Origin of the sequence: Enterobacter sp. Ap-1006 (assembly GCF_011752835.1) — a bacterium.
Lineage (GTDB): Bacteria > Pseudomonadota > Gammaproteobacteria > Enterobacterales > Enterobacteriaceae > Cedecea.
On record NZ_VWWU01000006.1, the window covers coordinates 284547 to 299910 of the forward strand.

A 15364-nucleotide genomic window follows, 5' to 3' on the forward strand; every position below is an offset into this window, starting at 1 on the left:
TTTATCTCCAGGGGACGCCATGGAACCCATATTTTCGCTTGGCATCCGTTCATTATGGAACGAATTGAATCATATGCCCGCAGGGGGCGTGTGGTGGCTGAACGCAGAAAGTCAGGATGATGCAATAAGTATTGTTAATCAGACAGTTGCCTCCCAACAATCGACGGCAAAGGTTGCCGTCATTTCGATGTCAGCAAAGTCTGGGCAAGCCATAAAGCTCGATCCGACTAAAGGGCCAGAAAAAGTACGCCTTTTTACCATGCCCTCATCCATCAATGGGCTAAACGCGCTGCGCCGCGATCTCATGTGCAGTATTAATCCTGAACACTACTTTTTTATACTCTTAAGCTCGGATAACGTCTGGGAAAATATTTCCCCAGAGGACTTACGTCATTGGCTCGCCGTAATGGGAAAATGGACTAAACGCAATAAGTGCAGTCTGCTTTTTGTTAATGTTGGAAATAACAATGACAAACAATTCTCATTATTAGTCAGCGAGCATCGCAGTCTTTCCGGGCTTGCCAGCCTGCGGGCGCAAAGCGATATCCATCGCTATGACATCGCCTTTTGGTGTAATGAAAAAGGCGTTACTGCCGATCAGCAGCTCAACGTCCACTGGCAAAACGGGGCATGGCAGGTTGTAGAGGATGCCGAAAGTGCGCCACAGCCGCGCAGCGATGAAAAAAGCGTCCTCAGCCACATTGCTGTTCTGGAAGGTGCTCCTGCCCTGTCGGAAAACTGGCAGCTCTTCGAAAACAATGAGCAACTGTTTGACGCCGCGCGAACTGCACAGGCCGCCACAATTATTTTCTCGCTCACCCAGAATAGCCAAATCAACAGTATCGCCCGCCAGATTCACGCCCTCCGCCGCCAGCGCGGCAGCGCGCTGAAACTGATCGTGCGGGAAAACCAGGCCAGCCTGCGAGCCACCGATGAACGACTTCTGCTGGGCTGCGGGGCCACGCTAATCATTCCGTGGAATGCGCCGCTTTCACGCTGCCTGACAATGATCGAAAGCGTGCAGGGTGTGAAATTCACTCGCCATGTCCCGGAAGACATTACCGTGCTGATCGACCAGATGCAGCCGCTAAAACTGCGCGGTTATCAGAAATGGGACGTTTTCTGCAACGGTATCGGGGCGCTGATGAACAACGCCCTGCTGCCAGAGGATGGCAAAGGCGTGATGGTCGCACTGCGCCCGGTACCGGGCCTGCGCGTTGAGCAGGTGCTGACGTTATGCCGTCCAAACCGCATGGGCGATATCGTGACCATCGGAGAAAACCGGCTGATGCTGTTCCTCTCCTTCTGCCGTATTAACGATCTCGATACCGCGTTGAACCATATTTTCCCGCTGCCGGTGAACGACCTTTTCACCAACCGCATGGTGTGGTTTGAAGACAGCCAAATCGCCGCCGAAATACTCCAAATGCAGGCCATGCGCCCGGAAAAATGGGTAAAACCGCTGGCCGCCACGCTCGACCTGAACAGCGTTCGCCATGCCAGCCATGAAGGGCATAGCTGGCGCAGACAGCCCACGCCTGTCACGCTGCTGGATGACACCCCGAGGGAACAGACACAATGATGAACATCACCGACATCATTCAGCTCGTCGTGCTATGCGCGATAGTTTTTTTTCCGCTGGGCTATACCGCTCACCGCTGGCTTCCTCGCTTTATCGCCACGGTGCGGCTGATGTTTTTAAAACCACGCTATGTTAAACCGGCCGGGACGCTACGCCGACCTTCCGCCAGGGCAGACCATCAACATGACTAATCACTCTCAAACGGCAAAATCGCCGGCTCATTTTCTGCAGTACTGGCGTGGTCTGGGCGGCTGGAACTACTACTTCCTGTTGAAGTTCGGTTTGCTATGGACCGGTTACCTGAATTTTCACCCGCTGGCGAACCTGGTCTTTCTTGCCTTTTTGTTATTCCCGCTGCCGCCGCTGAAGCTGCACAAACTGCGTAACTGGATAGCCCTTCCCGTAGGGATCGGCCTTTTCTGGCACGATACCTGGCTGCCCGGCTTCGACAGCATGATGAGCCAGGGGAGCCAGGTCATTGGCTTCAGTGCGGACTATCTTCTCGACCTGGTAACCCGCTTTATTAACTGGCAAATGATCGGCGCGGCGTTTGTCCTGCTGGTTGCCTGGCTTTTTGTTTCCCAGTGGCTTCGCGTCACGGTGTTTGTCGTGGCTATCCTGGTCTGGCTCAACGTGTTGACGGTGGCCGGCCCGGCTATCTCTTTACTGCCCTCCGCATCACAAACAACGGCCTCCGTTAACGCCAGCGGTACCGCCGGGTCAACGGCCGCCGCCAATACTGCAGCACCTTCTTCCGGTGATATTCCGGCACAAACGGCCCCGCCGACAAGCGACAATATTACCGCCTGGCTGAACAACTTCTACGCCAGCGAAGCCAAACGGCAGACCAAATTCCCGGACGCACTGCCCGCTGACGCACAGCCTTTTGAGCTGCTGATCATCAATATTTGTTCCCTCTCATGGTCCGACATCGAGGCGGTAGGCCTCAGCTCACACCCGCTGTGGAAACACTTCGATATTCTGTTCAAGAACTTCAACTCGGCGACCTCCTACAGCGGCCCGGCGGCTATCCGCCTGCTCCGCGCGAGCTGCGGGCAGTCGTCTCACAAAGGGCTTTATGAACCCGCTGGCAATCAATGCTATCTGTTTGACGACCTGGCCCGTCTCGGCTTCAAGCAGCAATTGATGATGGACCACAACGGCGTATTCGGTAACTTCCTGAAAGAAGTGCGGGAAAACGGCGGGATTCAGGTCCCACTGATGGATCAAAGCGGGCTGCCGAGCAATCTGCTGGCATTTGATAATTCGCCAATCTACGACGACACCGCCGTACTGCAGCGCTGGCTGCAGGGTGAGCAAAATGACGGCGCGAACCCGCGCACGGCCACCTTCTACAACCTGGTGCCGCTGCACGACGGTAACCATTACCCAGGCAACAGCAAAACAGCCGACTATAAAGCGCGAGCGCAGAAGCTGTTCGATGAGCTGGATTCTTTCCTGACCGAGCTTGAGAAGTCGAACCGCAAAGTAATGGTGGTGGTTGTGCCGGAGCACGGCGCGGCGTTGAAAGGCGATAAAATGCAGGTTTCCGGGCTGCGTGACATCCCGAGTCCTGACATCACCCACGTGCCGGCAGGCGTGAAATTCATCGGCATGAAAGCACCGCACAGCGGCGATGCCATTGAAATCAACCAGCCAAGCAGCTATCTGGCGATTTCAGAACTGGTTTCCCGCTCGGTGGACGGTAAAAACTTTGTTGCCGACCAGGTGGACTGGAGCGCGCTCACCAGCAATCTGCCACAAACTGCCCCGGTTTCGGAAAACTCAACGGCAGTGGTACTGAAGTATCAGGATAAGCCTTATGTCCGCCTGAGCGGGGGTGACTGGGTACCGTATCCGCAATAATGTTTGTGTTTAGAAGATCAAAAACCGGTGCCTGGTGCGCCGGTTTTTTTATGGCGAAAATCGAAAATACTGTGCAACAACTGCAATAAGTCTAAATCTTCAGCGAGATGGATTCCTGAAAGAAAAAGACGTCATATCGAGATGCTGCCAGGCCCACTGCCGGACATTACGTTAGCCCAAAGGACTCAGGGTAATTTCTACGCGGCGATTTTGAGCTTTACCATCCGCGGTGCTGTTGCTGGCGATCGGGTTCGCCGGGCCTGCACCGGTGGTGCGAATACGGCTGGCCTCAACGCCCTGGGTAATCAACGCGCTTCCTACGCCGTCTGCACGCTGCTGTGACAGGCGCATATTCAGCTCGTTACTGCCGGTGCTGTCGGTGTAACCGACCACGTTAACCGCCGTTTTGGGGTACTCTTTCAGCACCATCGCCACGCCGGTCAGTGTATTGGCACCCGCCGGTTTCAGGGTGGCGCTGCTGCTGTCGAAGGTGACATTGTTCGGCATATTCAGCACGATGTTATCGCCGCTGCGGGTCACGCTCACGCCGGTTCCGCGCATTTTGTCGCGCAGCTTAGCTTCCTGCACATCCATGTAGTAACCGACGCCGCCTCCGAGGGCTGCACCAGCCGCGGCGCCAATCAGCGCGCCCTTGCCGCGATCTTTCTTCGATGACGAAAGTGCCCCCACGCCCGCCCCAACCAGCGAGCCAATCCCGGCACCTATGCCAGATTTTCCGGCCTGGCTTTCGCCGGTGTACGGATTGGTGGTGCAGCCGGAAACCGCGAAGGTGCCACACACGACGGCGGCGATAATCATGACGCGTTTTTTCATCTTATTTCCTTCTATCCTTATTCATCCTTTGCCGGATATGCGCCCGGCGATTGATTATGACGGCAAATCGTGTAGAAAATTCCGGTAAGAATTCTGAATAATGAACATAAATACGCGGGCGTACAGCCCAGCACCTGCCATCGCGGAGCCCAAATTGGCCTATACATCGCCTGCACGTAAACAGATCCTCACCGCCGCACATTGGGGCCCCATGCTGGTCGAAACCGACGGGCAACGGGTTTACCACTCTCGCGGCGCGCTTGAAACCGGTCATCAAAACTCGCTACAAAGTGCCGTGCCCGACCAGGTTCACAGCAAAGCTCGCGTGGCGTTTCCTATGGCCCGGAAAGGGTTTCTGGCCTCCCCGGATAAGCCGCAGGGAGTTCGCGGTAAAGATGACTATGTCCGCATCAGTTGGGATGATGCCCTGACGTTGATTCACCAGCAGCACAAGCGCATTCGCGAGAGCCACGGTCCGGCGGCCATTTTCTCTGGTTCCTACGGCTGGCGATCCAACGGCGTGCTGCACAAAGCCTCCACGCTGCTTCAGCGCTACATGAGCCTCGCGGGCGGCTATACCGGGCATTCCGGCGACTACTCCACCGGTGCTGCGCAGGTGATCATGCCCTACGTGGTGGGCTCTAACGAGGTTTACCAGCAACAGACCAGCTGGCCGCTGCTGCTTGAGAACAGCGAAGTCGTGGTGCTGTGGAGCGCGAACCCGCTCAACACGCTGAAGATTGCCTGGAATGCCAGCGACGAACAGGGCGTGAAGTTCTTCGAACAGCTAAAAAACAGCGGCAAAACGATCGTCGCCATCGACCCGATGCGCTCTGAAACGGTGGATTTCTTCGGGGAACGAGCCGAATGGATCGCCCCCCATATGGGGACCGACGTAGCGCTGATGCTCGGCATTGCCCACACGCTGGTCATTCGCGGCAGGCACGACACTACCTTCCTTGCCCGCTGCACTTATGGCTATGACAAATTTGAAGCTTACCTGCTCGGCAACACGGACGGGACGCCTAAAAGCACGGCCTGGGCGGCTGAGATCTGCGGCATCCCCGCGACAACCATCGAAAAACTGGCCGATCTTTTCAGCCGCAAGCGCACCATGCTGATGGCGGGCTGGGGTATGCAGCGCCAGCAATATGGCGAACAGAAACACTGGATGCTGGTCACGCTGGCCGCCATGCTGGGCCAGATTGGCACCCCGGGAGGCGGCTTTGGCCTTTCCTACCACTTCGCCAACGGCGGCAACCCAACCCGCAGCGCGGCGGTTCTCGGTTCCCTGCAGGGATCGCTTAAGGGCGGCACCGATGCCGTGGAGAAAATCCCCGTGGCGCGCATCGTCGAAGCGCTGGAAAACCCCGGCAGGGATTACCAGCACAACGGGCAACGGCACACCTTCCCGGACATTCGTATGCTGTGGTGGGCCGGCGGCAGTAACTTCACCCATCATCAGGACACCAACCGCCTTGCCGCAGCCTGGCAAAAGCCTGAGCTGATCGTTATCTCCGAATGCTTCTGGACCGCAGCGGCAAAACACGCCGATATCGTTCTGCCGGTGACCACTTCGTTCGAGCGGAACGACATGACGATGACCGGTGATTACAGCAATCAGCATCTGGTCCCCATGAAACAGGTCGTCGCCCCGCAGGGAGAAGCGAGAAATGACTTTGATATTTTTGCCGAGCTAAGCGAACGATGGGAATCCGGCGGTGAAGCACGGTTCAGCGAAGGGAAAAGTGAGCTTGAATGGCTGGCGTCATTCTATGATATCGCCCGTCAGCGTGGCGCTACGCAGCAGATCGAGCTCCCGGATTTCAGTGAATTCTGGGCAGCTAACCAACTGATAGAAATGCCAGAAAATGCGAAAAATGCCGAATTTATTCGCTTTGCCGCTTTTCGGGACGATCCTGAGGCAAACCCACTCAAAACGCCGAGCGGTAAAATTGAGATCTACTCTGAGCGCATCGCCAGCTTTGGCTATGCCGACTGCCCGCCGCACCCAAGCTGGCTGGCGCCAGACGAATGGCAGGGCAATGCCTCCTCCGGCCAGCTACAGCTACTTTCATCCCATCCGGCTCACCGCCTGCACAGCCAGCTGAACTATGCCGGACTGCGCGACCGGTACGCCATCGCCGGGCGAGAGCCTATCACGCTGCACCCGATTGACGCTAAAGCGCGCGGCATCGCTCACGGAGATTTAGTGCGGGTATGGAACGCTCGCGGGCAGGTGCTGGTTGGCGCTCAGGTAACCGATGGCATCAGGCCCGGCGTGGTGTGTATCCACCAGGGCGCATGGCCCGATCTGGATGAAGATCGGCTGTGTAAAAACGGCGCGGTTAACGTCCTCACCATGGATATTCCGTCTTCGCGGCTGGCCAACGGCTGCGCGGCAAATAACTCCCTTGTCTGGGCGGAGAAATTTACTGGTCCTGCCCCTGTCGTGACGGCGTTTGATCCGCCTGCCAGTTCATAATCCACGTCGGGTGCTGCGTTTCTTCCTGCCAGGCGCTCTCTTCAATATGAAAGCCGTGGCGGTGGTAGAAATGCACCGCCCGGCGATTTTTTTGATACACCTCGAGACTTAAGGCCGGGTATTCCGCCTTCACCTTCGCCAGCAATTCGCCGCCGATCCCCTGCCCGGCAAAAGAAGGCGCCACGAACAGCGCGCCGATAAACTGCCGATCCATCACGCTGATAAACCCCACCATCTGCTGCTGGTGCAGATAAACCCACGTTTTTGACTGAGGAATATAGACATTGCGTACCAGGTTGAGGCTTTCGTACCAGTAACTTTCCGGGATAAACGGATGGCCGTCGATAGTACTTTCCAGCCAGAGCGCCATGAGTGCATCCATTTCCCCAATGTTAAACAGCTGGATCATTGGCGAAAATCAGGGTGGCAGAAGCAGCCCGTCACATGGTCATTGACCAGGCCGCAGGCTTGCATAAACGAATAGCAGATTGTCGACCCCACAAACTTAAACCCACGTTTTTTTAGCGCTTTAGACAGCGCATCTGATGTCGGTGTAAAGGCCGGGACCTCGCTGAGTGAAGCGGCATGCGACACCTGAGGTGTATGGTCGACAAATCCCCAGACAAAATCCGGGAAACTCTCGCCGTTAGCTTCCATCGCGAGGAAAGCTTTGGCGTTGGTGATGATCGCCTCGATTTTCCCTCGGTGGCGAATAATGCCGGCATCCTGCATCAGCACATCCACCTCTTCCGGCTGAATCAACGCCACGGCATAGGGGTCAAAATGCCTGAAACGCTGTCGGTAATTTTCGCGTTTTTTCAACACGGTGATCCACGACAGCCCGGCCTGCTGGCCTTCCAGGCAAATCATCTCAAAGAGCTTCTGCCCGTCGGTAACCGGCACGCCCCACTCTGTGTCGTGATACTCCAGATACAGCGGATCCTGAGTGACCCAGCCACAACGTTCCATTTAGCTCTCCCTGTAACCTGCCGAGCGCGGGTAAATTTTACTTTCTGACAATAGTGAATCCGGGATATTTCGCAACCCTGAATGAGATCAAAGAAAGGGCACTTAACACAGGTAATTTTGCAAAATGTTAACTATATCTCATTTATGATTTAACATTTGATATACAGCAAATACGCGCATCACAACGATAGCGAGCACTAACCAACAAAACATAAAGTGCAACGGGAAGGCCGTTCATACCGTTTCAGAGGCACTTCATTCCGTTCTTCATGCATTTCATGCCGTTTTTTCCTGGAATAAACGGCGCTTCGCTATCGTAGGCGGCAGATAACTTCCCTTAGATTCGCAGGACATCTGTCATGAACACTGCCACCTACAACCGTACTCGCTGGTTAACCCTCATCGGAACCATCATTACTCAGTTCGCGCTGGGTTCCGTTTATACCTGGAGCCTGTTCAACAGCGCGCTGTCCCAGAAACTGGACGCGCCAATCAGCCAGGTCGCCTTCTCCTTCGGCCTGCTGAGCCTTGGCCTCGCCATCTCTTCTTCCGTGGCGGGCAAACTGCAGGACCGCTTTGGCGTGCGTAAAGTCACCATGGCGGCGGGTGTGCTGCTCGGAGCCGGATTGTTCTTCACCGCACATGCCAACAACCTGATGATGCTCTGGCTCACGGCGGGCGTGCTGGTTGGCCTGGCGGACGGCGCTGGCTACCTGCTGACGCTGTCGAACTGCGTGAAGTGGTTCCCGGAACGTAAAGGCCTGATTTCTGCCTTCTCCATCGGCGCCTATGGCCTCGGCAGCCTCGGTTTTAAATACATTGATACCCACCTGCTGGCGGCCTACGGCCTGGAAAACACCTTTATGATTTGGGGTGGCCTGGCGATGGTGATGGTGCTGTTCGGCGCCACCATGATGAAAGATGCTCCGCTGCAGGAAACTAAATCCGCAAACGGCGCGGCAAAAACCGATTTCACTCTCGCTGAATCTATGCGCCAGCCGCAATACTGGATGCTGGCTCTGATGTTCCTCACCGCCTGCATGAGCGGCCTGTACGTTATCGGCGTTGCAAAAGATATCGCTCAGGGCATGGTTCACCTGGATGCAATGTCCGCCGCCAACGCGGTCACCGTTATCTCCATTGCTAACCTTAGCGGCCGCCTGGTGCTCGGTATCCTGTCCGATAAAATTGCCCGTATCCGCGTGATAACTATTGGTCAGGTGATTTCTCTGGTCGGTATGGCGGCCCTGCTGTTTGCCCCACTCAACGAAGCCACCTTCTTTGCGGCCATCGCCTGCGTTGCCTTTAACTTTGGCGGCACCATCACCGTTTACCCTTCGCTGGTCAGCGAATTCTTTGGCCTGAACAATCTGACCAAAAACTACGGCGTGATTTACCTGGGCTTCGGCATCGGCAGTATCTGCGGCTCTATCATCGCCTCGCTGTTCGGCGGCTTCTACGTAACCTTCTGCGTTATCTTCGCGCTGTTGATTCTGTCGCTGGCAATTTCCACCACGATTCGCCAGCCGGTACGCGCCGTACTCAATCACAAGCATGCCCACGCCTGATAGCCTCGTCACACCCATATTAAGGCCGCCGAATAGGGCGGCCTTAACGCAGTTCATCCCCGCCTCGTTTGCCCTCTTCAAACAAAAACACAACCACAGCAATGAAATAACCGTCTTTGGGGAGACTTTTTCACCACAAGCTGTATTATCCCGGCCAGGATAAATCCCCTTCTAACCGCCTTATCCTCTTTTCACGCGTCAGGCCAGCAGAGGGATGTCTCTCCTAAGACAACATTTGCTATCCAGAACAGTCCCACAGAGAAACGAGCATCATGGTACAAAAAACCAGCCGAAAATCGCTCTGGACATATCTTTATGTCACATTGCTTCTTATTGCAGCCCTGATCATCATTGCGGGTAACTCTCCGCGCGATATCTACCCTCTTGTTATCGCGGCAAGTGCCTTCATTTTTACCTGCGGGCTGTTTTATTTACTCTCCGCCAGAGTCATTTTTGCCGTCGGGACCAGCAGCCTGCTGGTGATCCTGCTGCAATTTTGTAACCAGCTTAAGGTCCACTATTACAAAGACCAGCTGCTGTTTAGCGATTTTTACCTGATGGCCGATCCGGCCAATGCGGGCACGCTGCTGCATTATCCTTCCGCCGGCATCGCCGTTGCGGCAATGATAGCGCTGCTTATCCTGACGATTATTATCAGCTGGCGCGCCGTACCTCGCCGGAAAGGGATGCTAGCCCCGCTGATTGCCCTCGGCGTGATGCTGGGCTCGGCGTCGACGCTTAGCCACAGCGTACTGAAGAATCAGCACGACTGGGCCACCAAACTGCCTGGCGGAACCGGCGTGCTGTCAAACCTGGCGCTGTCAGGCATCCAGGCCAGCTATGACGCGCCAACGTTCCCTCAGGCAACGTCTCAGGAATTTATTTCCCGCGCGGCGGCGCTGAATAACAAGACAACCGCCTCAGCCAGCGTGAAGCCTGATATCGTTCTGCTGCTGCAGGAATCAACGGTGGATCCGCGCCTGTATAAAGTGCCTGATCCTCAATTACTGCCGCACTTCTCTATGTTTGAGCAGGACAGTAAGGTGAAAGCCCACACGCTGATGCGCGTGCAAACCTTCGGGGGCGGCACCTGGCTGTCAGAGTTCGCAGCCTTAACCGGAATGCGCAGCGATGATTTCGGGGCGTTGAAAAATTCGGTGTTTTATTCCGCGGTCGATCACGTCAACGACAGCCTGTTTAAGCAGATGAAAGACAACGGTTATTACACCGTGGTTCTGACGCCATTCAACAAATCGGCCTATAACGCCGGTCACGCCTACACCATGATGGGCGTGGATAAAATTATCCAGCCGCAGGAGTTGGGCTACCCGGGGGATTTGGCAGATAACCTGTGGCACATTCCCACCGCAGATGTCCTGAGCTATGTTAAAAAGCTCCTTGCCAGTCACACCGATAAACCCGTGTTTGTTTATGCCTTAACGATGTATGAACACGGCCCTTATGACGCAGGGCATACCGATGATTACCAGCTCACGTCGGCGATGAAGAATAAGGATGCCGCCGGGAAATTCAGCCATTACGTTGAAAAGATTAAAAACTCAGAAACCGCGCTGGCTGACTTCTTCCAGTTTGTTGACCAACGCCCGCGTCCGACCATGTTTATGTACTTTGGCGACCACCAGCCAGCCATAGACTGGGCCAATGGCTACACCACGGAACAGGATGATCCGGTCCATCTTTCACAATTCAGCCTGCGGGATAATTTTAATGCCCCGCCGGTGGCTGACCTGGGCGCCATCACCGACATCGCTTTCCTTGGGGGCATATTGCTCGAACAGGCCCAGCTAAAAGTGTCGCCGTTCTATCAGGCCAATATTGACATGCGCCATTTGTGCCAGGGCAGGCTGAATGATTGCCCGGACACAACGCTGTTTAATAGCTACAGGCATTATGTCTACGATGAACTGCATGCGGCCTCGAAGCCCTGATTCTCTTTGCTAAGCAGACGGCAAAAAGACCCCGGCCTAAAACTGGGGTCTTTTTATGTTAAAAACCGGCCATTTCCTTCGAATTTTGCCCTCTCGCCAGGAATCCTCTTCGTTTCACAAGCTTTTCAGAACTAGCTGGCGACTCCACGGTCTGAATAGCGCTTATATTTTCATATCGCCTGGATGCCCTGCATGAATTACATAAAAACATTATCCCAGCAAAAACTGTGTCTCTTGCTGGGGGTATACATTGGCTGGTTTTTGAATATCTCTGTTTTCTACCAACGTTTTGATAGCCGTGCCCAGCTCTTCATCGCCTGGAAGGGCCTGGCCGCCGCCGCAGAGTTTTTCGCCTGCCTGCTGGTGACGTTTTTCCTGTTACGCCTGCTGTCGCTCTTTGGCCGCAATCTCTGGCGGGTACTGGCCTCCTTCGTGGTGCTATGTTCCGTGGCCGCCAGCTACTACATGACCTTCTTCAACGTGGTGATTGGCTACGGCATTATTGCCTCGGTAATGACCACCGATATCGATCTTTCTAAAGAAGTTGTCGGCTACCACTTTGCCATCTGGATGACGCTGGTCAGCGCTATCCCGCTGTTCCTTATCTGGATCAACAGCGCCCAGGACACGCTGCTTCAGCAGTTGAAAACCCCCGGCCAGCGCATCAAAAACATCGCTATCCTGCTTTGTGCGGGCCTGCTGGTCTGGGCCCCGTTGCGTATGCTGGGTGAAATGCAGTCCGACGATGAGCATGGGTCAACGACGGATATGGCAAGCTACGGCGGCGTGGTGGCAAGCTCCTATGTACCGGTCAACTGGGTCTCTTCCCTGGGGCTTTTTGCCTGGGCGAATGCCGACGAATCCACCGGCAACGGTTCGCTGATGAACCCGACGAAAAAGTTCACCTACGTCACGCCGCCCGGGCTGGACGACGCTTATGTGGTGTTTATTATTGGCGAAACCACGCGCTGGGATCATATGGGAATATTGGGCTATGGCCGTGACACCACGCCAAACCTCGCCAAAGAGAAAAACCTGGTCGCTTTCCGCGGGGAGTCCTGCGATACCGCCACCAAACTCTCGCTGCGCTGCATGTTCGTCCGCGAAGGTGGGGCGGAAGATAACCCTCAGCGTACGCTGAAAGAGCAAAACATCTTCGCGGTCTTAAAACAGCTGGGGTTTAGCGCCGACCTTTATGCCATGCAGAGCGAAATTTGGTTCTACAAAAACGCCATGCCGGACACCCTTGCCTTCCGCGAACAAATCGCCGCCGAGCCCCGCAATCGCGGTAAAACCGTGGACGACATGTTGCTGGTGGATGAGATGAAGCAATCCCTCGAGCAGAATCCTGACGGCAAACATCTGATCATTCTGCATACCAAAGGTTCCCACTTCTCCTATGCCCAGCGCTACCCGCGCAGCTTTGCGAAATGGACGCCAGAATGCATTGATATTGGCAAAGGCTGTTCAAAGGAGATGCTGATTAACGCCTTTGATAATTCGGTCCTGTATGTCGATACGATGATAGACAGCGTGCTCGACCAGCTTCGCGATAAGAAAGCGATAGTCTTCTACGCCGCCGACCACGGCGAATCCATCAGCGACTCCATGCACCTGCACGGCACGCCACGTAAAATGGCACCGCCGGAACAATTCCGCGTCCCGCTGCTGGTTTGGGCCTCGGATAAATACCTGGCCAATCCAACGGCTGCCGACGCCTTTAAACATCTGCAAGACCAGGCAGCAATGAAGGTACCGCATCGCCACGTTGAGTTGTTCGACACCATTCTCGGTTGCCTGGGCTACACCTCGCCTAACGGCGGGATTAATCAGAATAACAACTGGTGCCACGTGCCGGATAAAGCCGTGAATTAATATCCACGCCGCATCCAACAATTAAATAAAACACTCCGTGCTACGGAGTGTTTTTATATTTTGAACCTCGCCGTTTATTAGCCTCAGTTTCTGCCAGTTTTGCCTCTGCCAGGCCCGATTAATTCATCGTATTTGGTTATGGAAAAGCGTGGTTTTTTGCGCCGCCGCTTATGATGGCAGACAGCATTTTCCGCTGTGAGCGATGCAGATCACAAAATAAATCGTGCAACAATTCATCGTTTAACACAAAATTTTACCTATTCCGGACAATCGGTTCGCGCTATAGGTTGCAAATTAAGCAGTGCAATATTCTGGTAACAAGCCTGTAGCATAAATTTCTCTGCTGGAAATGTCCCCGGAAGGTTTTTTTAATCTTTGCCCGCCGAATCCCACCTTGCTTGTAAATCCCCGTGACCTGTATTGACGTTTCCTTAATCTGTTGACAGATTGTAGGACGAGAGGGGCTATTTACGGACCGTCTGTGCTACCTCCATGCATGACTCGCGAAAGGAACTGCTAGCCTCACCACCGCCTCCGGGCACACCGTACCGACCACCCACAAATAACAATGGTCAGACGGTTACAAAACACAACACGACACATAATTGGAGCAGAATAATGAGTATTTCCTTGAAGAAGTCAGGGATGCTGAAATTTGGTCTGAGCCTGGTTGCCATGACCGTTGCAGCAAGCGTACAAGCCAAAACCCTGGTTTACTGTTCAGAAGGTTCCCCAGAGGGCTTTAACCCACAGCTGTTCACTTCCGGCACGACTTACGATGCCAGCTCCGTACCGATTTATAACCGTCTGGTGGAATTTAAAACCGGCACCACCGAAATCATCCCAGGCCTGGCTGAAAAATGGGACGTTAGCCCGGACGGTAAAACCTACACCTTCCACCTGCGTAAAGGCGTGAAGTGGCAGGACAATAAAGACTTCAAACCGACTCGCGATTTCAACGCCGACGACGTTGTATTCTCCTTTGACCGTCAGAAAAACAAAGACAACCCGTATCACAAAGTCTCTGGCGGCAGCTACGAATACTTCGAAGGTATGGGCCTGCCTGACCTGATCACCGAGATCAAGAAAGTCGACGATAACACCGTGCAGTTCGTGCTGGCGCGTCCAGAAGCACCGTTCCTCGCGGACATGGCCATGGACTTCGCCTCTATTCTTTCTAAAGAATATGCGGACAACATGATGAAAGCCGGCACTCCGGAAAAAACAGACCTGAACCCAATCGGTACCGGTCCATTCCAGCTGCTGCAGTACCAGAAAGACTCCCGTATTCTGTATAAAGCCTTCCCGGGCTACTGGGGTACCAAGCCGCAGATCGATCGCCTGGTCTTCTCCATCACACCAGACGCTTCCGTGCGTTACGCCAAACTGCAGAAAAACGAATGTCAGGTGATGCCGTTCCCGAACCCGGCCGACATCGCCCGCATGAAAGAAGACAAGAACATCAATCTGATGGAACAGGCTGGCCTGAACGTGGGCTATCTCTCCTTCAACACCGAGAAGAAGCCGTTTGACGACGTGAAAGTACGTCAGGCGCTGACCTACGCGGTGAACAAAGAAGCGATCATCAAAGCCGTTTATCAGGGCGCGGGCACCGCGGCTAAAAACCTGATCCCACCAACCATGTGGGGCTACAACAATGACGTGAAGGACTACACCTACGATCCTGAAAAAGCGAAAGCGCTGCTGAAAGAAGCGGGTCAGGACAAAGGCTTCACCGTTGACCTGTGGGCGATGCCAGTTCAGCGTCCATACAACCCGAACGCTCGCCGCATGGCTGAGATGATTCAGGCTGACTGGGCGAAAGTTGGCGTGACCGCCAAAATCGTGACCTACGAGTGGGGCGAGTACCTGAAGCGTGCTAAAGCCGGTGAACACCAGGCCGTCATGATGGGCTGGACCGGCGACAATGGGGATCCGGATAACTTCTTCGCCACCCTGTTCAGCTGTGCCGCAGCGAAAGACGGTTCCAACTACTCTCGCTGGTGCTACAAGCCGTTTGAAGATCTGATTCAGCCGGCTCGCGCCACCGACGACCACAACAAGCGTGTTGAACTGTACAAACAGGCTCAGGTTGTGATGCACGATCAGGCACCAGCGCTGATCATCGCTCACTCCACCGTGTTCGAGCCAGTACGTAAAGAAGTTAAAGGCTACGTGGTTGATCCACTGGGCAAACACCACTTCGAAAACGTGTCCGTCGAATAATAAAAGTAAC

At 54.6% G+C, this 15364-nt stretch carries 11 protein-coding genes; 8 read left to right on the forward strand and 3 right to left on the reverse strand.

The genetic code is table 11. The annotated features are described in order from the left end of the window. Positions 1 to 19 precede the first annotated feature (19 nt). The 3 genes from bcsE to bcsG are packed head-to-tail and all read left to right on the forward strand — an operon-like array spanning position 20 to position 3448. Positions 20 to 1582, forward strand: coding sequence for a cellulose biosynthesis protein BcsE (gene bcsE / locus F3J28_RS19140; RefSeq protein ID WP_166878816.1), 1563 nt, complete (start codon positions 20 to 22; stop codon positions 1580 to 1582). Further along, on the forward strand, positions 1579 to 1773 hold the full coding sequence (gene bcsF, locus F3J28_RS19145) for a cellulose biosynthesis protein BcsF (protein WP_166878819.1): 195 nt from the start codon (positions 1579 to 1581) through the stop codon (positions 1771 to 1773). Before bcsE ends, bcsF begins: the two co-directional genes overlap by 4 nt. Beyond that, positions 1766 to 3448: a cellulose biosynthesis protein BcsG gene (bcsG, locus tag F3J28_RS19150; protein ID WP_166878821.1), complete on the forward strand. Its 1683-nt coding sequence runs from the start codon at positions 1766 to 1768 to the stop codon at positions 3446 to 3448. The genes bcsF and bcsG overlap by 8 nt, the downstream gene beginning before the upstream one ends. A 171-nt stretch (positions 3449 to 3619) precedes the next feature. On the opposite strand, the gene F3J28_RS19155 is transcribed toward bcsG, so the two are convergent. Next, positions 3620 to 4282 carry an OmpA family lipoprotein gene (locus tag F3J28_RS19155; RefSeq protein ID WP_166878824.1) on the reverse strand — a complete coding sequence of 221 codons (663 nt, stop codon included), beginning with the start codon at positions 4280 to 4282 and terminating at the stop codon, positions 3620 to 3622. Between the two features lie 154 nt (positions 4283 to 4436). Here F3J28_RS19155 and F3J28_RS19160 point away from each other — a divergent pair, with 154 nt between their 5' ends. Beyond that, the gene (locus F3J28_RS19160; protein WP_286178350.1) at positions 4437 to 6767 is read left to right on the forward strand and encodes a molybdopterin guanine dinucleotide-containing S/N-oxide reductase; all 2331 of its coding nucleotides are present in this window, start codon (positions 4437 to 4439) and stop codon (positions 6765 to 6767) included. Here the strand turns inward: F3J28_RS19160 and F3J28_RS19165 are convergent. Together F3J28_RS19165 and tag are read right to left on the reverse strand one after the other, a co-directional pair. Beyond that, positions 6715 to 7176 (reverse strand): N-acetyltransferase, encoded by a 462-nt coding sequence (locus tag F3J28_RS19165; RefSeq protein ID WP_166878829.1) that lies wholly within the window; start codon positions 7174 to 7176, stop codon positions 6715 to 6717. The genes F3J28_RS19160 and F3J28_RS19165 overlap by 53 nt on opposite strands. Next, positions 7173 to 7736 (reverse strand): DNA-3-methyladenine glycosylase I, encoded by a 564-nt coding sequence (gene tag / locus F3J28_RS19170; RefSeq protein WP_166878832.1) that lies wholly within the window; start codon positions 7734 to 7736, stop codon positions 7173 to 7175. The genes F3J28_RS19165 and tag overlap by 4 nt, the downstream gene beginning before the upstream one ends. 359 nt (positions 7737 to 8095) lie before the next feature. Between tag and F3J28_RS19175 the strand changes: the two genes are divergently transcribed. The 4 genes from F3J28_RS19175 (at position 8096) to dppA (ending at position 15354) form a co-directional block, all read left to right on the forward strand. Next, positions 8096 to 9304 carry an L-lactate MFS transporter gene (locus F3J28_RS19175; RefSeq protein WP_166878835.1) on the forward strand — a complete coding sequence of 403 codons (1209 nt, stop codon included), beginning with the start codon at positions 8096 to 8098 and terminating at the stop codon, positions 9302 to 9304. Positions 9305 to 9576: 272 nt separating this feature from the next. Continuing rightward, positions 9577 to 11253: an LTA synthase family protein gene (locus F3J28_RS19180; RefSeq protein ID WP_166878837.1), complete on the forward strand. Its 1677-nt coding sequence runs from the start codon at positions 9577 to 9579 to the stop codon at positions 11251 to 11253. A gap of 192 nt (positions 11254 to 11445) precedes the next feature. Next, the gene (gene eptB / locus F3J28_RS19185) at positions 11446 to 13128 is read left to right on the forward strand and encodes a kdo(2)-lipid A phosphoethanolamine 7''-transferase (protein ID WP_166878840.1); all 1683 of its coding nucleotides are present in this window, start codon (positions 11446 to 11448) and stop codon (positions 13126 to 13128) included. Between the two features lie 618 nt (positions 13129 to 13746). Beyond that, on the forward strand, positions 13747 to 15354 hold the full coding sequence (dppA, locus tag F3J28_RS19190) for a dipeptide ABC transporter periplasmic-binding protein DppA (protein WP_008457607.1): 1608 nt from the start codon (positions 13747 to 13749) through the stop codon (positions 15352 to 15354). Positions 15355 to 15364 lie beyond the last annotated feature (10 nt).

Coding starts and splice junctions, on each gene's coding strand:
- bcsE (WP_166878816.1), top strand. CDS start 20: ATGGAACCCATATTTTCGCTTGGCATCCGTTCATTATGGAACGAATTG.
- bcsF (WP_166878819.1), top strand. CDS start 1,579: ATGATGAACATCACCGACATCATTCAGCTCGTCGTGCTATGCGCGATA.
- bcsG (WP_166878821.1), top strand. CDS start 1,766: ATGACTAATCACTCTCAAACGGCAAAATCGCCGGCTCATTTTCTGCAG.
- F3J28_RS19155 (WP_166878824.1), bottom strand. CDS start 4,282: ATGAAAAAACGCGTCATGATTATCGCCGCCGTCGTGTGTGGCACCTTC.
- F3J28_RS19165 (WP_166878829.1), bottom strand. CDS start 7,176: ATGATCCAGCTGTTTAACATTGGGGAAATGGATGCACTCATGGCGCTC.
- tag (WP_166878832.1), bottom strand. CDS start 7,736: ATGGAACGTTGTGGCTGGGTCACTCAGGATCCGCTGTATCTGGAGTAT.
- F3J28_RS19175 (WP_166878835.1), top strand. CDS start 8,096: ATGAACACTGCCACCTACAACCGTACTCGCTGGTTAACCCTCATCGGA.
- F3J28_RS19180 (WP_166878837.1), top strand. CDS start 9,577: ATGGTACAAAAAACCAGCCGAAAATCGCTCTGGACATATCTTTATGTC.
- eptB (WP_166878840.1), top strand. CDS start 11,446: ATGAATTACATAAAAACATTATCCCAGCAAAAACTGTGTCTCTTGCTG.
- dppA (WP_008457607.1), top strand. CDS start 13,747: ATGAGTATTTCCTTGAAGAAGTCAGGGATGCTGAAATTTGGTCTGAGC.